The organism is Rhizobium sp. AAP116, from assembly GCF_001295785.1.
Lineage (GTDB): Bacteria > Pseudomonadota > Alphaproteobacteria > Rhizobiales > Rhizobiaceae > Allorhizobium.
The window spans coordinates 42,613-67,029 of record NZ_LJIB01000008.1; the positions used below are offsets into that span (position 1 = coordinate 42,613).

Consider the following 24,417-nt stretch of genomic DNA (forward strand, 5'->3'; position numbering starts at 1 on the left):
TCGCGCCCGTGTTTTGTGAAGGTCGGGGTCAACCGGTCTTCCGGCGATCGAAGGGTCTCCAGCCGCGCGTCGTAATCTGACAAGCAGCAGAGGTCGTCCACTCGATCACTGATGCAGTGTCTTATCGCCTTCGGAAACGTTGTAAAGAGAGATTCGGCTCAATTCCGTCACAGAATTGGTCTGGTTTTCGCCACAATAGACGGATGGCAGTTCAAATGTTTTCTAAAACGACAGGTCGCTTTAGGAACTCATCGAACATTAGAGATCTTTGATTGACCCTAAGAATCAAGGCCGCGCCACGTAGTGCGTCGCAAAAAGACAAGGATATTTGGCCGAGTCGCGGTGGTCTAGCAACGGAAAGAAAATTTATCAACCGATCAAAAAAAACAATGAAACGCAACGCCATCGGCACGGGCGAAAAGGGGAAGGAGGAGAGGCTTGGGGACCCTCTCCTCCTCTCCTTCAGTCACGCTTTGTGGGGAGAGCGACCGAAGAAGAAAGCATAGGCTGCAGGCAGAACCAGAATGGTCAGGACGGTTGCGACGAGAATGCCGCCCATCATCGCGTAAGCCAGCGGCCCCCAGAAGATGCCGCGTGAAATCGGGATCAGCGCGAGAACTGCGGTCAGCGCCGTCAGCATGATGGGGCGGAAGCGGCGGACAGCCGATCCGATGATCGCTTCACGCCGTTCCATGCCAGCTGCGATGTCCTGGTCGATCTGGTCGATCAAAATGATCGAGTTGCGGATGATGATGCCGAGCAGGGCGATAACGCCAAGGATCGCGACAAATCCGAAGGGGGCGCCTGAAATGAGGAGGGCGGCGGCGGCCCCGATTATGCCGAGCGGCCCGGTCGCCAGCACCAGCATGGCCTTGCCGAAATGCTGCAGCTGGATCATCAGCAGCACCACAATGACCAGCAGCATGATCGGCGCCTTGGCCGCGATCGAATTCTGGCTCTCGGCGCTGTCCTCCGCTCCGCCCTGGATCTCGATCGCGTAACCAGCCGGCAGGCTGTCGCGCAAGGACTGCATTTCGTCGAACATCTTCAAGGTCACGTCGTTCGATTGCAGACCGTCCGGCAAGGTGGCTCGCACCGTGATCGTCGGCAAACGATTGCGACGCCATTCGATGCCCTGCTCCAGCTTCGGCACGACCTTGGCAATCTGCGACAAGGGGATGAATGTGCCGAGATCGGTCGGGACATAGATCGAATTGACTGCCGTCAACAGGCGGCGGCTATCTTCCGGCTCTCGGGCCACGATCGAGATCGTTTCCTCACCGGCGCGAACATCGGCGAGTGGCGCACCGCTCATTGTCGCCTGCAGCATCTGACGCAGGCGCTGTGAGGAGACGCCGAGGGCACGGGCACGATCCTGGTCGACGACCAGCGTCATCGCGGGGACCGGCTCAAGCCAGTCGTCATGGACAGCCTGCAAAACGGGGTTCTGGTTGAAGCGCGCCTTTACCTGATCGGCAATGCGACGAACCTCGTCCCGCTCCGGTCCGCTTACACGCATCTGCACGGCCCATCCGGTCGGCGGCCCCAGGAACAGTCGATCGACCTTCCCGCGCACCGAGGGGAAGTCTTCCGCCAGTGTCATGCGCAACTTGGTGATCAGACGTTCGCGCGCATCCTCGTCCCTCGCCATGACCAAGAGCTGGGCATAGTTCGGATTGCGCAACTGCTGGTCGAGCGGCAGGAAGAAGCGCGGCGCGCCCTCGCCCACATAGGTTGCGACGAAGCGCTGATCCGGATCGGTCAGCAATTCCGCTTCGAGGCGCCTGGCCTCCGCCTCGACTTCCTTGATCGAGGTACCCTCGGGCAGCCACATGTCGACAAGGATTTCCGGTCGTGACGACTGCGGGAAGAAGTTCTTCGGGATGAACTGGAAGGACCAGAGGCTGACCGCAAAGATGGCGAGCGTCGAGACGATCACGATGATGCGGTGCTCCACGGCCCAGGAGACGGTCGCACGGAGGCGACGATAGAAGCGGGTGTCGAAAGCGTCGTGATGGCTGCCGGCATGGGCCCTCTGCTTCAGGATCATGTAACCGAGCCAGGGCGTGAAGTAGACGGCGACGAACCAGGAGATGACCAGGGAGATGCCCACGACATAAAACAGCGAGCGGACATATTCACCGGCGGTCGATTCTGCGAAACCGACCGGGATGAAACCGGCTGTGGTTATGAGCGTTCCGGTGAGCATTGGAAAGGCCGTCGAGGAATAGGCGAAACTCGCCGCATCCAGCTTCTCGAGCCCTTCCTCCAGTTTTCGCTCCATCATCTCCACGACGATCATCGCGTCATCGACCAGAAGGCCGAGCGCGATGATCAGGGCCCCGAGCGAGATGCGCTGCAGATCGAGCCCGAGTTCGTACATGACGGCAAAGGTTGCGGCGAGCACCAGCGGGATGGCGATCGCAATCACGAGGCCAGAGCGCCAGCCGATGGAGACGAAGGAGACGACGAGCACGATCAGCAGGGCCTCGCCGAGCGCCTTCATGAATTCACCGATTGCCTCGCGAACCACTTCCGGCTGATTGGAAATCTGCGAGACCTCCAGACCGATCGGCAGCGTCGCCTCGAAACGCTCCAGCGTCTCCTCCACGGCATCACCGACATCGGTCACCTTGAAGCCCTTGGCCATGACGACGCCGACCTGGACGGAGTCCTTGCCGTTGAACCGGAACTTGCGCTGGTAGGGATCCTCGAGACCTTCGGTGACCGTGGCGATATCGCCCAGACGCGTGACCTGGTTGCCGGAATTCAGGCGCAGTTCGCGGATGTCTTCCGCGGCGGAGAAACCGCCATCGACGGATATGCGGACCGATCGGGATCCCGTGTCGATACTCCCGGTGGCATCAATCGCATTCTGGCCGGCAAGTGCGCTCTGCAGGTCGGTGAAGGTCAGACCGCGTTCGGCAAGCGCCTTGGACGACACTTCGATAAAGATCTTCTGCGGTTGATCGCCCAAGATCACCGCCTTTTCGACCCCTTCGGTCGACAAGAGGACATCGCGCGCCTGGATCGCATGCTGCTTGAGCTCGGGATAGCTGTAGCCATCGCCCGTCAGCGCATAGAGCGTGATGTAGGTATCGCCGAACTCGTCGTTGAAATACGGGCCCAGCAGACCTTCGGGCAGCTCGTTCTCGATGTCGCCGACCTTCTTGCGGACCTGGTAGAAGGCATCAGCCACATCATCGGCATCGGTATTGCCCGTCACCTGCAGCGTGATGATCGCCGAACCCGGTCGGGTGTAGGACTTGACCCAGTCCAGATAGGGCGTCTCCTGCAGCTTCCGCTCGATCTTGTTGACCACCTGATCCTGCATGTCGGCCAGCGATGCGCCCGGCCAGAAGGCCTGCACCACCATGACGCGGAAGGTGAAGTCCGGATCTTCCTTCTGGCCCATTCGCATCAGTCCGAAGAGACCCGTCAGGATGATCAGGCCGAAGAGGAAACGGGCTATGCTGGGATGAGCGATGGCCCAACGGGACAGGTTGAACGAGCCCGGCTCGACAGGAGAGTTTGTCATGATTGAAATGTCCCGAAGGTAGGGGGCGCGCTGGGCTTACCGGGTTGCGGCGTCGGGCGTGACGGTGGCGGTTGTCGGACCAGCCTCGGCCGAGCGCGAGAGGTTCTCGTTGGCCAGCCGAACCTTCATGTCTTCCGCCATGAACTGCGTGCCTGCCACGACCACGAGATCACCGGGCTTCAAGCCTGCAGAGACCTGGATACCCGTATCGGAAAACGTGTCGATCGTGACCGATCGCGCATGGACCGTGGCGTCGGTCCGATCGACGGTCCAGACTTTCGGCTGCTTGGCGGCATCCTGAGCAAGGGCGGAAAGTGGCAGTTCGAACAGGCTCTTGTCCGATGGTGCCAGCGCCGTCACACGCGCGGTCATGCCAAGCAGGATCTGCGGATTGTCGGGAAGCGTGATGCGCACGGCAAAGGTTCGCGACGTTGCATCCGCGCTGCCCGCAACTTCGCGGACGGTGCCTTTGAGGGCAAGGCCATCCTTCGACCAGAAGCCGACTTCGACCTCCTTGCCGGGGGCGAATGCAAAGATCTCGTTTTCCGGCACTGCGATGAGTGCTTCCTTCTCCCCGTCGGCGGCGACCGTGACAACAGGGCTGCCTGCCGCCACAACCTGGCCGGCGTCCGCGCTGATGGCGGTGACAATGCCCGGCTTGTCCGCCTTCAACTCGCCATAGGCGACCTGGTTTCTCGCCTGCTCAAGCGAGGAACGCTGGCTGTCGCGCGTGGCGAGGGCCTGATTGTAGGTGAGTTGCGCCTGCTCAAGCTGCGCCTTGGTCGTCACCTGCTGGCGGTAGAGGGCATCTGCACGTTTCAGGGCGAAGTCCGCCGTTTCCAGCTGGCGGTCGGCGGCGGCGAGGCTCGCCTCGGCACTGCGCATCTGCAACTGGTAATCCGTCACGTCGAGGCGCGCCAGAACATCACCCGGCATCACACGATCCCCAATATCGACCGGGCGCTCGATGATCTTGCCGGCCACGCGGAAACCGGTGGCGGCCTCACTGCGGGCCTTTACCGTTCCGGAATAACGCAATTCACGCGCGGTCGACGGCGCCTCGACTTCGATCACCTTCACGGGGCGAAGGCTCGGCTGCTCCACAGTTTCTGCCCCGCCTTCCGTGCAGGCTGCGAGCCCGAAGGCGGCGAAAAGGGACAATGCAGTCAGGGACAGGCGGGCGCTGGCGGACATAGTGGTTCCTCCCCGGCGAGGGTCTCAGACTTTGAGGGCTCGGATGGCAAATTCGGTCAGATCTTCCGGACTAGCGCGATTGGTCTTGCCAATACACTGGGCGACCATCTGGGGATGGTGCAATGGCGAGGTCGCCGCGCCGAAACAGCGCGCCGCATGGGCCGGATCGCCTTTGGCGAACTCCCCCTTTTCCATGCCTTCGGCAATGATGTCTGTCAGGATGGCCTGGATTTCGTCGATATGCTGATCGATGACACCCCAGCTCTGCTCGATCGCGGCCACGACCATGTCATGCACCTTGCGCTCATCGAGCATGGTGGCCACGGTGAACTCGAAATGCGTCATGGAATAGCGGCGCAGCCTTTCCTCCGCGCTGACCGGAAGGGCGGCGACGGACTGGGCGATTGACAGGCTCTGGTGCAAGAGGCGGGCGCAGACGCCCTCCAGCAACTCGCTCTTCGAGCCGAAAAACCTGTAGATGTTGGCAGGCGACATGCCGAGTTCCTTCGCCACATCGGCGACGGTCGTCTTGCTATAGCCATAGTGTCGAAACTGCCGCTCCGCCGCCTCGAGGATGCGGGTGGCCATATCGGCTGTTTCGGTGGCCTGGACTGCGCTTGGGGTCATGATGATTTACGTCTGACGATTTTTGAATTTCGTCAGTCGTAAATCAAAAATCGTCAGCGGTCAATCAGACGGGAGGACAGCGCGTGAGAATGTCGGGCACGGTCCAGCTGCGCAGCAGAATCAGTGCGTGCGGGAATAAGAAGCGCCGATCACCGTGAAGAAAGACCTAAGATGCAGAAGTAACGCCCGACCTTTTAAGGACGCCAAAGCAAACGCCTTGCGCGAGATCCAATGGATGGGGAGACGTTCAATCTACTAAGTTCGGGGAATGGTGCCCGGAGGCGGATTTGAACCACCGACACGCGGATTTTCAATCCGCTGCTCTACCAACTGAGCTATCCGGGCATCTCGGCTTGTTTGCAAAGCCTGCCGGTCTTTATTTCAAGACCGCCGGGGCGTTTCCCCGGGAGCGAGCGGGGTTATAACATCTTGTTCGGCCATGTCCAGCGGCTTCGACCACTTTTTTGAAGAAGATGTGAAAATCGCTGAAAGGTGAACGAGAACAAGGGGATCGGGGGAGGTCGCGAACAGGCTTTACGGCCAGCGAGCGATCAGTCGCGGTAGTCGTCGTCCGCCTTGGACTCGTCGTCGGCAACCGGGATGGCGTAGGAGCCCTTCAGCCAGCGCGAGAGGTCGAGATTTCGGCAGCGATCGGAGCAGAACGGATAATTGTCCCGCGTCGAGGGACGGCTGCATTCGGGGCATGGCCGCGTCTTGCGCAGCGGCTCGACCTTGGCGGTCCGCTGTTCGTCTCCGTCTGCCATGGTCAGCCCTCCGTCCAGCCCGTATGCACGTCATAGCCCTCGCCCGAGAGCATCTGCAGCGTCTCGAAGAGCGGCAGGCCGACAACGTTGGTGTAGGATCCGACGATCTTCTGGACGAAACTGCCGGCAATGCCCTGGATGGCATAGGCGCCGGCCTTGCCACGCCATTCGCCTGACGCGAGGTAGCATTCGATGTCGTAGCCGGAGAGGCGCTTGAAGCGGACCTTGGTTTCAACGATCTTCTGGCGCAGCTTGCCATCAGGGGCGATCAGGCAGACCCCAGTGAAGACCCAGTGGCTGCGGCCCGACAGAAGATGCAGGGCCGAGGAGGCCTCCTGCATCAGTTCAGCCTTGGGCAGGATGCGGCGCCCGACCGCGACCACGGTGTCGGCAGCAAGAATGTAGCTATCGCCCCAGGTCAGATCCTTGCGCACCTGCAGATGAGCCGCCCTCGCCTTGTCTGCCGACAGGCGGCGAGCGAGCGAGCGCGGATGCTCCGACTTCTTCGGAGTCTCATCGAGATCCATCGGCATCAGGCGTGCGGGATCGATACCTGCCTGCTTGAGGAGATCCACGCGGCGCGGCGACCCGGAGGCCAAAATCAGCTTCTGTCTCAATTCCATCCGAACGCGCTCCTCAAGCCTTAAGGTCTTGGCCCAAGGTTTACTTGAAGCGGTACGTGATACGGCCCTTGGTCAGGTCGTAAGGGGTCATTTCGACCAGAACCTTGTCGCCGGCGAGAACGCGGATACGGTTCTTGCGCATGCGGCCCGCGGTATGGGCGATGATTTCGTGTTCGTTTTCAAGCTTTACGCGGAAGGTGGCGTTCGGCAGCAATTCGGTGACGACGCCTGGGAATTCGAGGACTTCTTCTTTAGCCATAGAGTGGTTGTCTTTCCTGGGGTTTTAGGAGGGGCGCACGAGGGGCCCCTGAAAATGTGGGCGGAAACTACACAATCGCCCGGCATTTGTGAACCTTGTAGATTCGGCTTTTGGATTTTGTTTCAAGAGGGGCAAAACCGGCGCTAATCCGGGGCCAGAACCAGCCTGTCCCGGATCAGCTTCGTCAGGCGATCCCGCACGTCTCGATAGGCGGTGAGCCGCTGTTCGCGACTGCCGGTTTCGACGGTCGGATCCGGCATCGGCCAATATTCAACCTCGACCGCGGAAGACCGCGTCAATTCGAGGGCTGCGTGATGGGCTTCCGGCGTGAGAGTGATCACGAGGTCGAAGTAGTCGTCTTCCAGATCCTCCAGCGTCTGGGGCTGGCGGCGGCCGAGCGACAGGCCGATTTCATCGAGCACGACATCGACGAAGGGATCGCGCTCGCCCTTCTTGACGCCCGCAGAGGCAACCCAGGTGCCTGATGGCAGAGCCTGTCTTGCAATCGCCTCGGCCATGGGGCTGCGGATGACGTTTTGGCCGCACATGAAGAGGACCGCGCCGGGCCGCGACGGACGGCGGATGTCGTCTGCGCCCTCGCTCATCGAGCCTAGCCTCGCCAATAGAGCACGCAGACCAGGGTGAAGAGACGCCGGGCAGTATCGAAGTCGATCTTGATCTTGCCGGAGAGCCTGTCCATCAGCGTCTGGGAGCCATCATTGTGGATGCCACGGCGACCCATGTCGATCGCTTCGATCTGCGACGGCGTCGAGGAGCGGATCGCCTCGTAATAGCTTTCGCAAATCATGAAGTAGTCCTTGATAATCCGCTGCAAGGGCGTCAGCGACAGGATGTGCACGGCGACATCCTCGCCGGCCTCCGTCTTGATAGAGAAGACGAGCTTGCGATCCATCAATGACAGAAAGAGGTGATAGGGACCGCCAGGATGGCCGGCGGGCTCGAACGAGTTTTCCTCGATCAGGTCGAAGATGGCAACGGCCCGCTCATGCTCGACATCAGGGGTCGAGCGCCCGATGGTCTCGTCCAGCACGACATCTGAGAGCCGGAAGTCGCCCGCCGCCATGTGCTAGTCCCCGAGATTGAGGCGGATGGCGACGGAGCGGGCATGGGCTTCGAGCCCTTCCGATTTCGCCAGCGCAATCGCAGCCGGCGCAAGCTTGCGCAGCTGCTCCGGCCCGAGCCGCAGGATCGAGGTGCGCTTGACATAGTCCAGCACCCCCAGCCCAGAGGAGAAGCGTGCGGATCGCGCCGTCGGCAGAACGTGGTTCGAACCGCCGACATAGTCGCCGATCACCTCCGGCGTATGGCGACCGACGAAAATGGCACCGGCATTTCGGATGCCTTCGATCAGCGGCTCCGGATCGTCGACGGCGAGTTCCAGATGCTCGGCTGCGATGCGGTTGGCCAGAGCTATCGAATCCTCGAGCTTCTCCACCATGATGATCGCGCCGAAATCACGCCAGCTGGCCGAGGCCGTCTCGGCGCGCGGCAGGGATTTCAGCTGCCGTTCAACAGCCGCTTCCACCGCCTCGCCGAGTGCACGATTGTCAGTGATGACGATGGACTGGGCGCCCGGATCGTGCTCGGCCTGGGCGAGAAGGTCGGCCGCCAGCCAATCCGGGTCATTGTCCTTGTCGGCGATGATGAGGACTTCGGAGGGACCGGCGATCATGTCGATGCCGACGGTGCCGAAGACGTGGCGCTTGGCCGCCGCGACATAGGCATTGCCCGGGCCGACGATCTTGGCAACCGGCGCGATCGTCTCTGTGCCATAGGCAAGGGCTGCCACGGCCTGGGCGCCGCCAATGCGATAGATCTCGGTGACACCGGCAATGCTCGCGGCTGCCAGCACGGTCGGGTTGATGGTCCCGCCGGTTGCCGGTACGACCATGACAACGCGCGGAACGCCTGCCACCTTGGCCGGCAGCGCATTCATCAACACCGAGCTCGGATAACTCGCCGTGCCGCCAGGCACGTAAAGGCCGACGGCATCGATCGCCGTCCAGCGCGATCCGAGTCCGACCCCGATCGCATCCTCGTAAATGTCGTCCTTCGGCATCTGCCGGGCATGGTGACGCTCGATGCGCTCGGCGGCGAGATTCAGGGCGTCGATCAGCTCAGGCGCAGTCGAGGCGAGTGCTGCTGCAATCTCTTCATCCGTCACCCGCATGGAAACGGTCGAAAAATCCACGCCATCGAAGCGTTTGGAATAGTCGGCGAGTGCCGCATCGCCACGCGCGCGCACATCGTCGATGATCTTGCGCACGACATCGTTGACGTCGTCGGAAACTTCACGCTTGGTCGTCAGGAAGGCCGCAAAACGCGCCTCGAAATCTCCCGATGCCTGATCCAGCCAGATTGCCACGCCCCGTATTTCCCTCTCAAGCATTCTCAATTCAATCAAGCCGCGACGATTGCCCGCCACTCGGCCTCATCAGCCGGCCTCGTGAGCCAGCCCCGCGATCCAGCCGTCTCAGCCGGCTTCGTGTTCCGGCCGAGCCGTCGTTTCCCAGGCACCGCCGATATCGGCAAGCTGGGCCTCGATGCATTCCACTTCGAGGGCAACCATGCCACCGCCTGCCAAGACGAGCTCGACGACGCCATCGGGACCGTCGCCCTTGGGCACGTAACGGATCGCGAGCAGGCTCATGACTTCCTCGGCCTTGCCTCGGTCGAAACCGATCGAGCGAACCGCCTCGACGCGCTTGAAGCTCAAGGCAGCACGACGGCGCTCGAAGCTCTTGGTTGCGCGTGCCGCCTTTTCCCAGACGAAGCGGTTGGCGGCGAGCGAAAACAGGCCCGAGCGGGCCGAAAAGCTCAGGTCACCGACCTTGAACACGGCGTCCTGCATGTGGGCCGAGATGATCGCGAGATCATCGGCATCGAGCGCCAGCAGCTTCAGGTCCGTCATGTCACCTCACAGTATCGCCTCTCGGCGGTGCCCGTCGAATTCATGTTTTGGACATAGGTTGCGGCTTGTCCAGTGGCAACGGGGCAAAAAGACTTTTCGCCCCGCATCGCTGTTAAAGAGTGCGCCCGAGCCGAGGGCTCAGTCGGTGATGCGCTCAACAATGGCACCGCAGCGGGTGAGCTTTTCTTCGAGCCGTTCGAAGCCGCGGTCGAGATGGTAGACGCGGGAGACCATGGTCTCGCCTTCGGCTGCCAAACCGGCAATGACCAGCGAGACGGAGGCGCGCAGATCGGTTGCCATGACCGGGGCGCCACGCAGGCGGGTGACACCCTCGATGCGGGCCGTCTGGCCGGAGAGCGTGATCTTGGCGCCAAGGCGGGCGAGTTCCTGCACATGCATGAAACGGTTCTCGAAGATCGTCTCGGTGACGTGGGACACGCCTTGCGCGCGGGTCATCAGGCCCATGAACTGCGCCTGCAGGTCGGTCGGGAAGCCCGGGAAAGGTTCGGTGACGATATCGACCGGGCGGATTTGATCGCCATGGCCGATAACACGGATGCCGCCCTCGACGGCCGACACTTCGGCACCGGCGCGGCGGATTGCCTCGATGGCCGTGTCGAGGAGCGTGATGTCGGTGCCCGACAGCGTTACATCACCGCCGGTCATGGCAACGGCCATGGCATAGGTGCCGGTCTCGATGCGGTCCGGCAGGACACGGTGACGCGCGCCGGAAAGGCTGGTGACGCCCTCGATGGTGATGGTGGAGGTGCCGGCGCCTGAAATCTTCGCACCCATAGCATTCAGGCAGTTGGCGAGATCGACGACCTCAGGCTCGCGAGCGGCGTTGCCGATCACGGTCGTGCCGCGAGCGAGCGAAGCGGCCATCAGCATGACATGGGTCGCGCCGACCGAGACCTTCGGGAAGGTATAGCGGGCACCGATCAGGCCGCCCTTCGGTGCCTTGGCGTTGATGTAGCCGCCGTCGATCTCCATCTCGGCGCCGAGCGCTGTCAGGCCCTCGATGAAGAGATCGACCGGGCGCGTGCCGATGGCGCAACCGCCGGGCAGCGAAACGCGGGCCTGGCCTTCGCGGGCAAGCAACGGACCGATGACCCAGAAGCTGGCGCGCATCTTCGAGACAAGCTCGTAAGGTGCGGTGGTATCCGCCACTGTGCGGCAGGTGAAATGCACCGTGCGCGAATAGGAACCGTCCTGATGTTCGCGGCGACCATTGACGGCGATATCGACGCCGTGATTGCCGAGAATGCGGATCAGGCCTTCGACGTCTGCCAGATGCGGCACGTTTTCGAGCGTCAGCGTATCAGACGTCAAAAGCGAGGCGATCATCAGGGGAAGCGCTGCGTTCTTGGCGCCCGAGATCGGGATGATCCCGTTCAACGCATTGCCACCAACAATCCTGATGCGATCCATAAGAGCCTGCGATACGGGCGAGAGATGCCCGCCTTTCCTTGAGAACGTGTGAGGGGAAGCCAATCCAGCGAGGCTGGCTCTTTAGACGAAAACAACGAGCGGTTCAATTGAAGCCGCAACGCTCGGTTAATCACCGGGTTTGGACGAATTTGCGGCAGGATTGGCATTGCCCATATCCCGATCACCGCCCTCGCCCTCCGCCGCGGTCTCCACCGAAGCAGCCTGCGCGGCCGGCAGACCCACGCCGTCTTCAGCCTCACCGGCTCGCCGTGCCCGAGACTGCTGCTTGCGACGGGCGAGATTTTCCCTGAGTTTCGCCGCCGCGCGTTCACGCCGCCGCTGTTCGGCGTCGGAGAGCGCACGTTTTCCACGATCGGCGAGCGGCGCGGCTTCGGGCCGGCCTTCGTCCGCTTCGCCCTTGTTTTCCGGGTCATTTGTCATGAGCGGGTGATATCCGATCGGATAAAAATCGCAAAGTGCCTTCCGCCCCCGTCACAAAACTTGGCTACACAAACGCTTTACGGCTTGCGCTGCCCGAAACTCTATGGCAATAGGCGCCTCGTTCCGGGCCGACCAAACGCGTCGCCCGCCAGATGCTGCTATAGCTCAGGGGTAGAGCACTCCCTTGGTAAGGGAGAGGCCGAGAGTTCAAATCTCTCTAGCAGCACCATTTCACTCGCATATTCTGATTCACATGACGTTGATGGTTGTTGCGCTACCAGTCGATTGATGGGTGCACTCAACCTAGGCCCGCGTGCTTTTCGACCATACGGGCTACTGCCCGCTTTTCGGTTTTGGAGCGAATCTGCCTGGAAGTCATTCGCGTGGGAATGAGGATGGTCTGTTGCACTTCATTGCGACGTAGCCTGAACGATCTTTCCGCTGCGGCAAGGCGATCGTGCCACGTGTAGCTGCCAACCGTGACGACCGTGAGCGTGTGAGCCTCAGCCAGTTGGTGCAGAGCGTTTTCCTTGCCGAGCACGGTCGTCAGCAATTCCTCGAAAGAGCCGAGCTCCAGAAAATCGCCGCTGCGCAAGGGGCCCTGCACCAGTTCACTACGCCTGTCTGGCGGCGAAAAGCCGGCGCGATCTGCCTCGCTCAGGGAATAGAGTTGCTCCCGATCGGCAAAGGACAAACGCAGGAAGACCGCCTGGACGAAAATGATTTCGGGGCTCATGTTGGTGATGATGCAACGCGCGGCAATCGTATCGCCGCCTCCCCGGGTGATCAGGATCTTGGGCCGGATCTGGTGCCGATAGCTCGAATAGAAAAGCTGCAGATAGAGCATCCAGACGCCCAGCATCGCGAAGCTCGAAAGAGCCGATATGATGCCGTGATTCTCCTTCAGCCAGATCCACATCGTCCGCTCCCTTCCCATGTCGAACGCCTCGAGCGATGGAAGGTTTCGCGCCCGTCAGAAAGACTGGGTGGCGAACCGGAGCTGCAGGTCCCCGGCCGCCCGGCGCACCAGTTCGGCCACTTCCGTCAGCTGTCTGGCGATGGGGCTCGTCTTTCGCCAGATCATGCCGATCCTCCGTGACGGCTGGGGGTCCTCAAAGCGGGCGATGGAGACGTCGGCGGAGCGGGTTTCGACCGGCATAGCAATCTCGGGAATGAGCGTCACACCGATCCCGGCGCCGACCATCTGGACAAGCGTGGAGAGCGAACTCCCGTCGAGAATCTCGCGTGGACGCACCGCCCCCATGTCGCAAAAAGAGAGGGCCTGCTCGCGGAAACAATGCCCCTCCTCCAGCAGAAGCAGGCGCATCTCGCGCAGCATTTCCCTGTTCGGCACCGGCTTGCCGGCGTCTTCCTTCGGGCGGACGAGCACGAAGTTTTCCTCGAAGAGCGGCATCTCGGTCAGCGATGGCTCCGAGACCGGCAAGGCGACGATCGCCGTGTCCAGGCGGCCCTCTGCCAGTTCCTGCAGGAGCTTCGGGGTCACGGTTTCGCGGACATGGATATCGAGATCGGGGTTTTCGCGGGTGAGCGCTGATATCATGCCGGGCAACAGATAGGGAGCGACCGTCGGGATGACACCGATCCTTAGGCGTCCAACCAGATGTTTGCGATGAGCACGGGCGAGGTCGCCCAGTTCGTCGACGGAGCGCAGGATGTCGCGCACCCGCAGCAGGAATTCCTCTCCGAACGCAGAAAGGCGCAGCTGTCTGGCCGAGCGCTCGAACAGTTCCACACCGAGGGTCTCCTCAAGCTCCTTGATCTGAACCGACAGGGCTGGCTGGGAAATCGAACAGGCTTCGGCCGCGCGCCCGAAATGGCCATGACGGGCCAGCGCCTCGAAATAGCGCAGCTGCCGGAGTGTGAAATTGATCATAACCTAATCCTATGGAACTGATCACAATTTCCAACTTACATTAATCGAAAGGCTTTGCTAGAACAATTCCAGATGATGTCGGCGTGTCGCCTAAAGGGGGTGGCACAGCTGGTCTGGTTCCCAAGAAGCCAGGCGGACGACGGATCCGGCGGGACGCTCCAATGTCCTGTCGCCAGTTCATCGGGTTGTGATGCGGACGTGCTCTTCAAGAGTGTCAGCAATCCGATCCTGGGAAAGCGGGTTCTTCAAGGAGGCAATTTATGGATACCCTGAGCAACAAAGGCACCGGCAAATGTCCGGTCATGCATGGTTCGAACACGGAAAGCGGCGCAAACGTCATGGCCTGGTGGCCGAATGCGCTGAACCTCGACATCCTGCACCAGCACGACACCAAGACCGACCCGATGGGCAAGGGCTTCGATTACCGTGAAGCCGTCAAGCAGCTCGACGCTACTGCGCTGAAGGCCGACATGAAGGCCCTGCTGCGCGACAGCCAGGAATGGTGGCCAGCTGACTGGGGTCACTACGGCGGCCTGATGATCCGTCTCGCCTGGCACTCTGCCGGCTCCTACCGTCTGGCCGACGGCCGCGGCGGCGGCGGCACGGGCAATATCCGTTTTGCGCCGCTCAACTCCTGGCCTGACAATGCCAGCCTCGACAAGGCACGCCGCCTTCTGTGGCCGCTGAAGAAGAAGTACGGCAACAAGATCTCCTGGGCCGACCTGATCCTCTATGCCGGTACCGTCGCTTATGAAGACATGGGTCTGAAGACCTTCGGCTTCTCCTTCGGCCGCCCGGATATCTGGGGCCCGGAAAAGGACGTCTACTGGGGTGCGGAAAAGCAGTGGCTTGCCCCCTCCGACAGCCGCTACGAAGACGTCACCAAGCCTGACACGATGGAAAACCCGCTCGCCGCTGTGCAGATGGGTCTCATCTACGTGAACCCGGAAGGCGTGAACGGCAAGCCTGATCCGATGGCGACCGCCGCCCAGGTGCGTGAAACCTTCGCCCGCATGGCAATGAACGACGAAGAGACCGCAGCGCTGACCGCTGGTGGCCACACCGTCGGCAAGGCACACGGCAATGGCGACGCGCAGGCGCTCGGCGTCGAGCCGGAAGCTGGTGATCTCGAAAACCAGGGCTTCGGCTGGATGAACCCGAACCAGAACGGCAAGGCGAGCCTGGCTGTCACCTCGGGCATCGAAGGCGCATGGACCGCCAACCCGACGGTCTTCGACATGGGCTATTTCGAGCTGCTGTTCGGCTATGACTGGGAGCTGACGCACAGCCCCGCTGGTGCCCAGCAGTGGGCTCCGATCGGCATCAAGGAAGAGCATATGCCGGTGGATGCCACCGACCCGTCGATCCGTCGCATGCCGATGATGACCGATGCCGACATGGCAATGAAGGTCGATCCGGCCTATCGCGCCATCTGCGAGAAGTTCATGGCCGATCCGGCCTATTTCCAGGACACCTTTGCTCGCGCCTGGTTCAAGCTGACCCACCGCGATCTCGGTCCGAAGGTTCGCTACATCGGTCCGGAAGCCCCGACCGAAGAGCTGATCTGGCAGGATCCGGTGCCGGCTGGTGTTGTCAACTACGACGTCAGCGCCGTGAAGGCGAAGATCGCCGCTTCGGGTCTGTCGACCGCCGAACTGGTGGCCACCGCCTGGGACAGCGCCCGCACCTATCGTCAGTCTGACATGCGTGGCGGTGCGAACGGTGCGCGCATCCGTCTGGCTCCGCAGCGTGATTGGGAAGGCAACGAGCCGGCCCGTCTCGGCAAGGTGCTGTCGGTTCTGGAGCCGATCGCAGCCGAGTTCGGCGCCAGTGTCGCCGACGTCATCGTTCTGGCCGGCAATGTTGGCATCGAAACGGCTGCCAAGGCTGCTGGTTACGACGTGACCGTGCCGTTTGCGGCAGGTCGTGGCGATGCCACTATCGAGCAGACGGATGCCGCAAGCTTCGCTCCGCTCGAGCCACTCGCCGACGGTTTCCGCAACTGGACCAAGAAGGACTACGTCGTCAGCCCCGAAGAGATGCTGCTCGATCGCGCCCAGCTCATGGGCCTGACGGGTGCGGAAATGACGGTGCTGCTCGGCGGTCTGCGTGTGCTCGGCACCAACTATGGCGGCACCAAGCATGGCGTGTTCACCACCCGCGAAGGCCAGCTGACGAACGACTTCTTCGTCAACCTGACCGACATGGGTTTCACCTGGAAGCCGACCGGCAAGAACTCCTACGACATCTGCGATCGCAAGACCGGTGAGAAGAAGTTCACCGCGACGCGCGCCGATCTCGTCTTCGGTTCGAACTCGGTCCTGCGCGCCTATGCGGAAGTTTACGCTCAGGACGACAACCAGGAGAAGTTCGTGAAGGACTTCGTCGCTGCCTGGGTCAAGGTCATGAACGCCGATCGCTTCGATCTCGAAGCCTGAGAGCGAAGGCAACGAGCCTCGTGCCCCGAGGCTCGGAACCGCTAGAAGAAGCCGGAGATGCAGCCGCCTCTCTGGCTTTTTCTTGGTCTCAGCGCAGAAAGGCGCGGAAGCGGCGCAGGGACAGGACGAAGAACACGGCCGAGATGGCAAGCAGAGCCAGGATCTGAGGCCAGACGACGTCGAGCCCGGCATCCCTGAAAAGTACCGCCTGGGCCATGATGACGAAGTGCGTGTTGGGTGCCGCCGACATGATCCACTGGATCACCTCGGGCATGCTTTCACGGGGCGTCATGCCGCCCGACAGGATCTGCAGCGGCAGAAGAACCAGCATCAGCAACAAACCGAACTGCGGCATCGACCCGGCGACCGTGGCGAGGAAGATGCCCATGGATGTCGCGGCAACCAGTTGTAGCGCCGCCCCGATGAGGAAAAGGCTCATGGAGCCCTGAAGGGGCACGTTTAGCGCACCTTGCACGACGACGAAGAGCGAAAACATAGTTGCCAGCAGCACGACCAGGCCCATCGACCAGATCTTGCTCAGCATGATTTCCGCAGGCGTGACCGGCATGACGAGGAGATGTTCGATCGTACCGTGCTCTCTCTCCCGGATCAGGGCCGCCCCGGTCAGGATAATCGACAGCATGGTGACGGCAGAAATGACTTCGTTGATCGATCCGAACCAGCCCTTGTCGAGCTCGGGATTGAAGCGCGCCCGGAGCGTCAGGCCGACGCTCACCTGATCCGCCGCGTCTCCCCGGTTCAGGAAATCCGTCACTTCACGCGTGACGATTTCTTGAATGTACCTGCCGCCGGAAAAGGCCTGGGTCATCTGGGTCGCGTCAACGTTGAGCTGGATCTGCGGGCTGCGACCGGCCAGAAGATCGCGCTGAAAGCCGGGCGGAATGTCGAGCACAAAGGTGTCGAGACCGGCATTCATGCGCGGATCGATGTCAGCCGGTGTGATCATCTGCGGGGACAGGAAATAAGGCGGGTAGAGCGCGCTTTCGATACGGGCAGATACCTGTGAGCGATCCTCGTCAACAATCGCGACCGCCGCCTTGTTCAGCGTCTCTGGCTCTGCGGTTGCGGCGGTGTAGATGTTCAGGGTGAAGGCATAGACGATCAGGAATAGCAGGGCCGGGTCGCGAGCGAGGCCGCGCAGTTCCTTGATGCCGAGTTCAAGAATGTTTGCCAGCCGCATGGGTCACACCGCCTGCTTCTTGAGGAGGAAGGTGCCTGCGACCAGCAGGAGCGGACCCACGATTGCGAGCGCCAGCAATTGTGGCTCCAGATCCGCAAACGTCAGCCCCTTGGAGAAGACGCCGCGCGAGATCGTGACGAAATGGCTTGCCGGATAGATCTGCCCGATCAGGGCGCCTGCCCCTTGCAGAGTGGAGACGGGCGACAGCATGCCGGAAAACTGGACGGCCGGGATAATGGTGATCAGCGTGGTGCCGAAGATCGCCGAGATCTGGCTTTTCATGAAGCTCGACAAGAGCAGACCGAGCGCCGTGGCGGCAAAGACATAGAGCAAGGCTCCCAGTGCCAGAACAGCAAAGCTTCCGGTAAGCGGCACCTGGAAGCCGAAGACGGCGAAGGCGGTCAGGGTGAGGAAGTTCAGGAAAGCGATACCGATGTACGGCAGTTGCTTGCCGAGCAGAAATTCGAGACGCGTCACCGGCGTGACGTAGAAGTTGATGATCGAGCCGAGTTCCTTTTCTCGCACCACGCTCAACACGGACAGCATGGCCGGGATGAGCATCAGCAGGAGCGGGATGACCGCCGGGACCATCGAGACCAGGCTCTCCACATTCGGATTGTAGCGATAGCGCAATTCGATCTCGAAAGGCGCCAGAGTGGCTTTGTCGCCGTAAAGTTCGCGGGCCTTGCGGGCGAGCCAGCTTGCATGCATGCCCTGGACATAACCCGAGACGGTTTCGGCCCGAGCCGGCATCGCTCCGTCGATCCAGGCACCCACGTCGACATTGCGATTGCCACGAGCCAGATCTCGGCCGAAGCCGGGCGGGATCTCGATCGCGAGGCTGATGTCGCCAGCGCGCATGCGGCGATCGAGCTCCTGGTAGTCGATCAACCGCGGCCGCTCGATAAAATATCGGGAACCGGCGATCTCCGCGATGTATTCCCGGCTCAAGACCGTGTCGTCGCGGTCGAGAGCCGCGAAGGTCAGGTTCTCGACATCGAGATTAATGCCATAGCCGATGACGAACATCAGAATGAGGCTGCCGAGCATGGCAAGCGTCGCACGAATGGGGTCACGGATGAGCTCGAGCGCTTCACGGCGGCTGAAGGCGAGCAGCCGACGGCGATCGAGGAGCGGGCGATGACGTTTCACCTTTGTTGTTTTTGCGGGAGGTGAAACGACAGCTTCTTCACTCTCCCCGGCGCCAAACGTGGGTACTGCCTGTTCGCCGATCGCCTGCTCCAGATGATAAATGAAGGCCTGTTCCAGGTTTTCTGCCCCGCTGCCGGAAACGATTGCCTCTGGCGTATCGGTGACCAGGACCTTGCCGGCATGCATCAGCGAGATCCTGTCGCAAAGTGCTGCCTCGTTCATGAAATGGGTCGACACGAAAATGGTCACGCTGTCGCGTCGGGAAAGGTCGGCCAGCAAAGCCCAAAAGCCGTCACGCGCTACCGGATCCACACCCGACGTGGGTTCGTCGAGGATCAGGATGTCGGGACGGTGGATCAGGGCGACGGCGAGCGATAGCCGCTGGCGCATCCCGAGCGGCAGGGCGTCGGGCAATTCTTCGAGCGCCCCGACAAAGCCAAATCGATCCGCCAGTTCCTCCAGCCGTGGCCCGATTTCGGCATTGGGCATACCGAAGAGACGGCCATGCAATTCGAGGTTCTGCCGAAGCGTCAGTTCGCCGTAGAGCGAGAAGGCCTGGCTCATGTAGCCAACGCGGCGACGGATCGCGAGGTCCTTTGGATCGACGGGATGGCCGAAGACTTCCGCCCTGCCCTCGGTCGCGGCCAGCAGCCCCGTCAGCATCTTCATCGTCGTCGTCTTGCCGCAGCCGTTCGAGCCGAGAAAACCGAAGATCTCGCCGCGCGGAATCTCGAAACTGACATCGTCAACGGCGGTGAAATCACCGAAGCGCATGGTCAAATGCTCTGCACGGATCGCGATGTCGCCAACATCCGTCCCTGGACGTCTCGCAATCCGCAGCGGTTCGTTTCGGCCACGTTTCTCTTCGGGCAGCAAGGCGACGAAGGCAGCATCGAGTGTCGCGGTTGCCGTTCTCTCACGCAACTCGCCCGGTGTCCCCGTGTCCAGTATGCGCCCGTCGTCCATGGCGACCAGCCAGTCGAAGCGCTCGGCCTCCTCCATGTAGGCGGTCGCCACGATGACACTCATGCCAGGCCGCTCGGCCCTGATGCCGTCGATCAGTTCCCAGAACTGCCGGCGCGACAACGGGTCGACGCCGGTGGTCGGTTCGTCGAGGATCAGAAGATCGGGATCGTGGATAAGGGCACAGCAGAGGCCGAGCTTCTGCTTCATACCGCCCGACAGCTTGCCCGCGGGACGGTCCGCGAAAGGCGTCAGCCCTGTGGCGTGCAAGAGCCCGGCGATGCGCCGCTCGCGCTCGCGCCGATCCTGGCCGAACAGGCGGCCGAAGAACTCGACATTCTCGTAGACCGAAAGTGTCGGATAGAGGTTCTTGCCCAGGCCTTGTGGCATATAGGCGATGAGCGGGCAGGATTTGCTCCGGTGTGAGGCTCGGGCCATATCGCCGCCGAAGACCTCGACCCGACCGGTCTGGATCTGGCGGGCACCAGAGACGAGCGACAACAGGCTCGACTTGCCGACACCATCAGGGCCGATCAAGCCGACCATCCGGCCCGCCGGCACATCCAGCGAGACGTCATTCAGCGCCAGCGTCTTGCCATAGGCGAGGCTCACCCCTTGAAGGCGCACGACAGGACCGACCAATCGCGTTTGCGCCGCGCCGTTCATGTCACTGCACCAGTGTGGCGGTCAGGCTTTCGGGCCAGGGCGCTGCCGGGTCGAGATTGACATAGGCGATCCCTGGCAGGCCAGTCTTGACCTGCTGGATGTATTTCTTGAGCAAAGTCTCGGGAATCTTGGCCTTGACGCGGAACATCAGTTTCTGCCGCTCCTCGTCGGTTTCCACGGTCTTGGGCGTGAACTGCGCGACATCGGCGACGAAACTGACCTTGGCCGGGATGGTATAGGCTGCGGCGGCATCCAGCACGATGCGGGCTTCACTACCGAGCGCGATGCGCCCAACCTCTGCCGTCGGCAGGAAGAAGGCCATGTAGACATCGGCGAGATCGACGATGTTCAAGACGCGACCGCCGGCGCTCAAGACTTCGCCGAGCTGGGCAACGCGGTACTGCACGCGGCCATCCCTCGGCGCCCTGAGCGTGCTGTCGGCAATGTCGGCGTCTATGCTTTCGATTGCAGCCGCGGCGGCGGCAACGGCCGCTTCGGCATCGATCACCTGGGCCCGGGCCGCACCGATCGCCGCCTCCGAGGCCGCCACCTGAGCTTTCGATGCGGCCAGTGCCGCACGGGCGCTTGCGGCTGCAGCACGTCCGTCATCAACCACCTGCTGGCTCGTGGTGCGACTTTCCATCAGCCGTTCCGTGCGGGCCAGTGTGGTTTCTGCTGAGTTCAACTGAGCTTCGCGCTGGGAAACCGTCGCAAGGGCGGCCTCGCGCTCGGCCTCCCGCTGGGCAACAATGCTTCTGGCGGTATCGACGGCAACGAGGGTGCGGCGATGTTCAGCCACGGCCTGACGGCGATGTGCATCGAGCTGGTTCGTTTCCATCAACGCCAGCACCTGCCCGGCGCTGACGAAATCGCCTTCGTCGACGAGAATGTCTTTCACCCGCCCTCCGGTCTTCGTGGAAATGTCGATTTCCACTGCCTCGATGCGACCATTGCCGTGCGCGATATTTGCCGGCAGGCCGTCACCTTCAAAGGTCTTCCAGCCATAATAGGCCCCGCCGCCCACCACGATCAGCAGCAATGCGACCAGCCAGCCGCTTTGACGCTTTGCCATCCGCCATCTCCGAGATCCGCCTGCCATCGCCGGACATCGGCTTCTCCAGGACGGCATAGACATAGACGCCTGGACGGTCAGCGAACTTGATCCACGTCAATTAGAGATTGCTTCGCCCGATCGTTTCACCTCAGCAAAACGCCGCCCCGGCGAACCGGGACGGCGTCTCTCTGGCGCAACGAACCATGCGTCTAGAAACCGCTGGCAAGCCGGCGGCGAAGATCGTCGATATCGGGCGTGGCCCGCTCTTGAAGCCGCCGTTCCCAGGCAAGCGCCGTGTTGACGATGACGCCCAGATCGTCATAGCGCGGCATCCAGTCCAGAACCTGCTTCGCCAGTGTGGAGTCTGCCACGACGAGCGGCGCATCGCCGGGACGGCGCGGCGCGTAGTCGACCCGGAAATCGGCGTTGGTGGCACGACGCACCGCTTCGATGATGTCGAGCACCGAATAACCCTTGCCGTAGCCGCAGTTGGCCACCAGGGGCCCGCCACCCTTTCGCAAGTATCGCAACGCCTGGAGATGTGCATCCACGAGGTCGTTGATGTGAATATAGTCCCGCACACCCGTGCCATCTGGGGTGTCGTAGTCAGTGCCATAGACAGACATTGAGGACCGTTTGCCAAGCGCTGCCTCACAGGCCACCTTGAGCAGATGCGTGGCACCGACGGCCGAATTTCCTGCGCGCCCCTGCACATCGGCACCGGCGACGTTGAAATAGCGCAGCGCCACGTAGCAGAGACCATGGGCACGCGCCGTATCGCGCAGCATCATTTCGCTCATCAGCTTGGACTGCCCATAGGGCGATTCCGGCCGCAGTGGCGCATCCTCCCGCACCGGCAGCGGCTTGTCCGGCAGACCGTAGACGGCCGCCGTCGACGAGAAGATGACCTTGTCGATCCCCGCCTTGACGGCGGCCGACAGAAGACGGCGGGTGTTTTCGGTATTGTTTTCGTAATAGCTCAGGGGATTGGCGATCGATTCCGGAACGACAATCGAGCCTGCAAAGTGGATGATCGCCTCAATGTCGTTCTCGGCGAAGATCTGCTTGAGGACAGTCGGCTTGGCGATATCGCCGAGGTAGAAGCGCGCCTGGGGCGCGACCGCCCAACGAAAGCCCGTGGACAGCCGGTCGACCACGACCACCTCTTCCCCGGCATCGAGGAGAGCCCATACCATATGGCTGCCGATGAAGCCTGCGCCACCTGTCACCAAGATCGCCATGACTTTTCTTCCCGTGTTTTTCTTATCGGGACATGAAAAGCACACGCATCTTACGGAGTGCTTATCGAAAGCCTCCAAGCCACTGAAACGGCTCAGCTATTCGAATTCTTCGTAAAGTTCGAGTAAGCCGTTTCAGTCAAATTTTATCGATTCACCACCCGATCGTTTCGGGAGATCAGAGAGCCTTGATATAGCTGCTGAGGCGTTCGGCTGCGTCTTCGATATGGGCGGGGTTGCGCAGGAAGCAGGCCCTTAGGAACGGCAGGCCACCCTCGCCGAACGCCGTGCCCGGTGCCATGCCGACGCCGGTCTTGTCGACGATATCAAGGGCTGCCTTGCGGCTGTCGGTGATGCCGTCGATTTTCAGGAAGGCATAGAGCGCTCCTTCCGGCTTCAAGGTCTCGACCCTGTTGGTGGCGATCAGGGCATCGCAGAGGATGTCGCGCGAGGCGGTGGCGCGCGCAATATTCTCCCGTATGAAATCGTCCCCCTGATCGAGGGCCACGACCGCACCGCGCTGCATGAACTGCGCGACGCCCGAGGTCGAATACTGGATGAGGTTTTCGAGCACCTGACCGATTTCCGGCGGGGCAACAATCCAGCCGACGCGCCAGCCGGTCATCGACCAGTTCTTCGAGAAGGAATTGGCAAACATCACCTTGTCGCCCTCTTCCATCACATCGAAGAAAGACGGCGCCCGTTCGGATGCACCGTAGTAATAGAGCGCATAGATTTCGTCGGCGAGGATCCAGATGCCATGGCGGCGGGCGATCTCGAGGATTGCCTTCAGGTCTTCGCGCGTCGCCGTCCAGCCAGTGGGATTCGACGGCGTGTTGATGAAGAGCGCCTTGGTCTTCGGCGTAATCGCCTTTTCCAGCCGATCGAGATCGAGCATCCAGCGACCGTCGGTGAAGGAAAGCAGAACGCAGACGGACTTAGCGCCAGCGAGATCGATCGCCGAGACGATGTTCGGCCAGCAGGGCGAGAGGTAAATCATCTCATCGCCGGGCGAGGTCAAAGCCTGGACGGCAAGCGCAATGGCCTGCATGCCCGAAGCCGTGACGTAAAAATGTTCGACCGGCAGATCGACAGCGAAGTGGCGCTTGTAGTAGCGCGAGAGCGCCTGGCGGAGTTCGGGAATACCGCGCTGCCAGGTGTAAAAGGTCTCCCCACCAAGCAGGGCGTCGCTGGCCGCACGATTGATGAAGTCGGGCGTCGGCAGATCGCCCTCGCCCGCCCAGAGAGGCAGAAGCCCGTCACGACCCCGTGCGTAGTTGATGATCTCGACGATACCGCTTTCCGGTGCGGCGAGCGCGCGGGGGCTGAGACTGTCTAACAGGGCCATGGGAAATTCACTCCTTCGATCGGTGCCGACTGTCTAACCGATCACCGGGCAAAAATCCCATGATATTCCTTGAGGACAAGATCGATCCTGCTGATGGGTTCTGCGATCCGCTGCCGGATCGCAGAGAGGTTTCAGCGGGTCTTGAGAAGGTCGCGGATCTCGGTCAGAAGCATCACGTCAGCCGGTGGCGGAGCGGCTTCGGAGGCCTTCAGCTCTTCCTTTTCAATCGACTTGCGCAGCGAATTCACGCCCTTGACCATCAGGAAGATGATCCAGGCGAGGATCATGAAGTTAATGATAACCGTGATGAAGTTGCCGTAGGCGAAGACGGCACCCTGCTCGCGGGCGGCGGCCAGCGTGTTTGCCGTGACATTGCTGCTCAAAGGCAGGAAATAATTGGAAAAGTCGAAGCCGCCAAAAATGAAGCCGACAACCGGCATGACGATGTCCTCGACCAGCGAACTGACGATCAGACCGAAGGCGCCGCCGATGATCACGCCAACGGCAAGGTCCATGACGTTGCCGCGGGCGATGAATGTCTTGAATTCGTGTAGCATATTCCCCTGCTCCTAAATGGTCCGAGAGTCACCGGCGCAGAACCGGTCCAAGATCATGGTTAATCAATCTTCACGCTTTCGAAAATGGTAATTCGGC

The 24,417-nt window shown here is 61.5% G+C and carries 21 protein-coding genes and 2 tRNA genes; 2 read left to right on the top strand and 21 right to left on the bottom strand.

Annotated features, from left to right (window positions below; all coding sequences use genetic code 11):
- Window positions 1–466: 466 nt before the first annotated feature.
- The 13 genes from IP85_RS07320 to IP85_RS07380 form a co-directional block, all read right to left on the bottom strand.
- On the bottom strand, window positions 467–3,538 hold the full coding sequence (locus IP85_RS07320) for an efflux RND transporter permease subunit (protein ID WP_054149030.1): 3,072 nt from the start codon (window positions 3,536–3,538) through the stop codon (window positions 467–469).
- A gap of 36 nt (window positions 3,539–3,574) precedes the next feature.
- A complete protein-coding gene (locus IP85_RS07325) occupies window positions 3,575–4,732 on the bottom strand; it encodes an efflux RND transporter periplasmic adaptor subunit (RefSeq protein WP_054149031.1) in 1,158 nt (385 codons plus the stop codon).
- Between the two features lie 24 nt (window positions 4,733–4,756).
- Window positions 4,757–5,359, bottom strand: a complete 603-nt coding sequence (locus tag IP85_RS07330; RefSeq protein WP_054149032.1) for a TetR family transcriptional regulator — start codon at window positions 5,357–5,359, stop codon at window positions 4,757–4,759.
- Window positions 5,360–5,628: 269 nt separating this feature from the next.
- Window positions 5,629–5,704 (bottom strand) — tRNA-Phe (locus IP85_RS07335).
- Window positions 5,705–5,910: 206 nt separating this feature from the next.
- On the bottom strand, window positions 5,911–6,123 hold the full coding sequence (yacG, locus tag IP85_RS07340) for a DNA gyrase inhibitor YacG (protein ID WP_054149033.1): 213 nt from the start codon (window positions 6,121–6,123) through the stop codon (window positions 5,911–5,913).
- Window positions 6,124–6,125: 2 nt separating this feature from the next.
- Entirely contained in the window at window positions 6,126–6,746 is a 621-nt protein-coding gene (locus IP85_RS07345; protein WP_054149034.1) for a Maf-like protein, read from the bottom strand.
- Window positions 6,747–6,786: 40 nt separating this feature from the next.
- A complete protein-coding gene (gene infA / locus IP85_RS07350; RefSeq protein WP_004435948.1) occupies window positions 6,787–7,005 on the bottom strand; it encodes a translation initiation factor IF-1 in 219 nt (72 codons plus the stop codon).
- 143 nt (window positions 7,006–7,148) lie between these two features.
- A complete protein-coding gene (locus IP85_RS07355) occupies window positions 7,149–7,610 on the bottom strand; it encodes a low molecular weight phosphatase family protein (protein WP_054149035.1) in 462 nt (153 codons plus the stop codon).
- A gap of 5 nt (window positions 7,611–7,615) precedes the next feature.
- Entirely contained in the window at window positions 7,616–8,089 is a 474-nt protein-coding gene (locus IP85_RS07360) for a UPF0262 family protein (protein WP_054149036.1), read from the bottom strand.
- A gap of 3 nt (window positions 8,090–8,092) precedes the next feature.
- The gene (gene hisD / locus IP85_RS07365) at window positions 8,093–9,391 is read right to left on the bottom strand and encodes a histidinol dehydrogenase (protein ID WP_054149037.1); all 1,299 of its coding nucleotides are present in this window, start codon (window positions 9,389–9,391) and stop codon (window positions 8,093–8,095) included.
- A 108-nt stretch (window positions 9,392–9,499) separates the two neighbouring features.
- Complete coding sequence (locus tag IP85_RS07370; protein WP_054149038.1) at window positions 9,500–9,937, bottom strand: DUF2948 family protein; 438 nt, start codon at window positions 9,935–9,937, stop codon at window positions 9,500–9,502.
- Between the two features lie 138 nt (window positions 9,938–10,075).
- Window positions 10,076–11,368: a UDP-N-acetylglucosamine 1-carboxyvinyltransferase gene (gene murA, locus IP85_RS07375; RefSeq protein ID WP_054149039.1), complete on the bottom strand. Its 1,293-nt coding sequence runs from the start codon at window positions 11,366–11,368 to the stop codon at window positions 10,076–10,078.
- Between the two features lie 126 nt (window positions 11,369–11,494).
- Window positions 11,495–11,809, bottom strand: coding sequence for a hypothetical protein (locus IP85_RS07380; protein ID WP_245280827.1), 315 nt, complete (start codon window positions 11,807–11,809; stop codon window positions 11,495–11,497).
- A 154-nt stretch (window positions 11,810–11,963) separates the two neighbouring features.
- Between IP85_RS07380 and IP85_RS07385 the strand changes: the two genes are divergently transcribed.
- A tRNA-Thr gene (locus tag IP85_RS07385) sits at window positions 11,964–12,038 on the top strand.
- A gap of 69 nt (window positions 12,039–12,107) precedes the next feature.
- Here IP85_RS07385 and IP85_RS07390 read toward each other — a convergent pair.
- The gene (locus tag IP85_RS07390) at window positions 12,108–12,728 is read right to left on the bottom strand and encodes a hypothetical protein (protein WP_054149040.1); all 621 of its coding nucleotides are present in this window, start codon (window positions 12,726–12,728) and stop codon (window positions 12,108–12,110) included.
- A 54-nt stretch (window positions 12,729–12,782) separates the two neighbouring features.
- Window positions 12,783–13,703, bottom strand: coding sequence for a hydrogen peroxide-inducible genes activator (locus tag IP85_RS07395; RefSeq protein ID WP_054149041.1), 921 nt, complete (start codon window positions 13,701–13,703; stop codon window positions 12,783–12,785).
- Window positions 13,704–13,963: 260 nt separating this feature from the next.
- On the opposite strand from IP85_RS07395, the gene katG reads away from it, so the two are divergent.
- Window positions 13,964–16,141: a catalase/peroxidase HPI gene (gene katG / locus IP85_RS07400; protein ID WP_054149042.1), complete on the top strand. Its 2,178-nt coding sequence runs from the start codon at window positions 13,964–13,966 to the stop codon at window positions 16,139–16,141.
- Window positions 16,142–16,229: 88 nt separating this feature from the next.
- On the opposite strand, the gene IP85_RS07405 is transcribed toward katG, so the two are convergent.
- The 6 genes from IP85_RS07405 to mscL all read right to left on the bottom strand — a co-directional run bounded on the left by IP85_RS07405 (window position 16,230) and on the right by mscL (window position 24,320).
- On the bottom strand, window positions 16,230–17,342 hold the full coding sequence (locus IP85_RS07405) for an ABC transporter permease (protein ID WP_054149043.1): 1,113 nt from the start codon (window positions 17,340–17,342) through the stop codon (window positions 16,230–16,232).
- Window positions 17,343–17,345: 3 nt separating this feature from the next.
- Window positions 17,346–20,123 (bottom strand): ribosome-associated ATPase/putative transporter RbbA, encoded by a 2,778-nt coding sequence (gene rbbA / locus IP85_RS07410; RefSeq protein ID WP_054149044.1) that lies wholly within the window; start codon window positions 20,121–20,123, stop codon window positions 17,346–17,348.
- A gap of 1 nt (window position 20,124) precedes the next feature.
- On the bottom strand, window positions 20,125–21,195 hold the full coding sequence (locus tag IP85_RS07415) for an HlyD family efflux transporter periplasmic adaptor subunit (protein ID WP_054149045.1): 1,071 nt from the start codon (window positions 21,193–21,195) through the stop codon (window positions 20,125–20,127).
- 191 nt (window positions 21,196–21,386) lie between these two features.
- Window positions 21,387–22,418, bottom strand: coding sequence for a UDP-glucose 4-epimerase GalE (gene galE, locus IP85_RS07420; RefSeq protein WP_054149046.1), 1,032 nt, complete (start codon window positions 22,416–22,418; stop codon window positions 21,387–21,389).
- Between the two features lie 175 nt (window positions 22,419–22,593).
- A complete protein-coding gene (locus IP85_RS07425) occupies window positions 22,594–23,763 on the bottom strand; it encodes a pyridoxal phosphate-dependent aminotransferase (RefSeq protein ID WP_054149047.1) in 1,170 nt (389 codons plus the stop codon).
- Window positions 23,764–23,894: 131 nt separating this feature from the next.
- Window positions 23,895–24,320, bottom strand: a complete 426-nt coding sequence (gene mscL, locus IP85_RS07430; RefSeq protein WP_054149048.1) for a large conductance mechanosensitive channel protein MscL — start codon at window positions 24,318–24,320, stop codon at window positions 23,895–23,897.
- Window positions 24,321–24,417 lie beyond the last annotated feature (97 nt).

Bases quoted from the DNA above. Each gene is read 5' to 3' on its own strand.
- IP85_RS07320 (WP_054149030.1), bottom strand. From the start codon at position 3,538: ATGACAAACTCTCCTGTCGAGCCGGGCTCGTTCAACCTGTCCCGTTGG.
- IP85_RS07325 (WP_054149031.1), bottom strand. From the start codon at position 4,732: ATGTCCGCCAGCGCCCGCCTGTCCCTGACTGCATTGTCCCTTTTCGCC.
- IP85_RS07330 (WP_054149032.1), bottom strand. From the start codon at position 5,359: ATGACCCCAAGCGCAGTCCAGGCCACCGAAACAGCCGATATGGCCACC.
- yacG (WP_054149033.1), bottom strand. From the start codon at position 6,123: ATGGCAGACGGAGACGAACAGCGGACCGCCAAGGTCGAGCCGCTGCGC.
- IP85_RS07345 (WP_054149034.1), bottom strand. From the start codon at position 6,746: ATGGAATTGAGACAGAAGCTGATTTTGGCCTCCGGGTCGCCGCGCCGC.
- infA (WP_004435948.1), bottom strand. From the start codon at position 7,005: ATGGCTAAAGAAGAAGTCCTCGAATTCCCAGGCGTCGTCACCGAATTG.
- IP85_RS07355 (WP_054149035.1), bottom strand. From the start codon at position 7,610: ATGAGCGAGGGCGCAGACGACATCCGCCGTCCGTCGCGGCCCGGCGCG.
- IP85_RS07360 (WP_054149036.1), bottom strand. From the start codon at position 8,089: ATGGCGGCGGGCGACTTCCGGCTCTCAGATGTCGTGCTGGACGAGACC.
- IP85_RS07370 (WP_054149038.1), bottom strand. From the start codon at position 9,937: ATGACGGACCTGAAGCTGCTGGCGCTCGATGCCGATGATCTCGCGATC.
- murA (WP_054149039.1), bottom strand. From the start codon at position 11,368: ATGGATCGCATCAGGATTGTTGGTGGCAATGCGTTGAACGGGATCATC.
- IP85_RS07380 (WP_245280827.1), bottom strand. From the start codon at position 11,809: ATGACAAATGACCCGGAAAACAAGGGCGAAGCGGACGAAGGCCGGCCC.
- IP85_RS07390 (WP_054149040.1), bottom strand. From the start codon at position 12,728: ATGTGGATCTGGCTGAAGGAGAATCACGGCATCATATCGGCTCTTTCG.
- IP85_RS07395 (WP_054149041.1), bottom strand. From the start codon at position 13,703: ATGATCAATTTCACACTCCGGCAGCTGCGCTATTTCGAGGCGCTGGCC.
- katG (WP_054149042.1), top strand. From the start codon at position 13,964: ATGGATACCCTGAGCAACAAAGGCACCGGCAAATGTCCGGTCATGCAT.
- IP85_RS07405 (WP_054149043.1), bottom strand. From the start codon at position 17,342: ATGCGGCTGGCAAACATTCTTGAACTCGGCATCAAGGAACTGCGCGGC.
- rbbA (WP_054149044.1), bottom strand. From the start codon at position 20,123: ATGAACGGCGCGGCGCAAACGCGATTGGTCGGTCCTGTCGTGCGCCTT.
- IP85_RS07415 (WP_054149045.1), bottom strand. From the start codon at position 21,195: ATGGCAAAGCGTCAAAGCGGCTGGCTGGTCGCATTGCTGCTGATCGTG.
- galE (WP_054149046.1), bottom strand. From the start codon at position 22,418: ATGGCGATCTTGGTGACAGGTGGCGCAGGCTTCATCGGCAGCCATATG.
- IP85_RS07425 (WP_054149047.1), bottom strand. From the start codon at position 23,763: ATGGCCCTGTTAGACAGTCTCAGCCCCCGCGCGCTCGCCGCACCGGAA.
- mscL (WP_054149048.1), bottom strand. From the start codon at position 24,320: ATGCTACACGAATTCAAGACATTCATCGCCCGCGGCAACGTCATGGAC.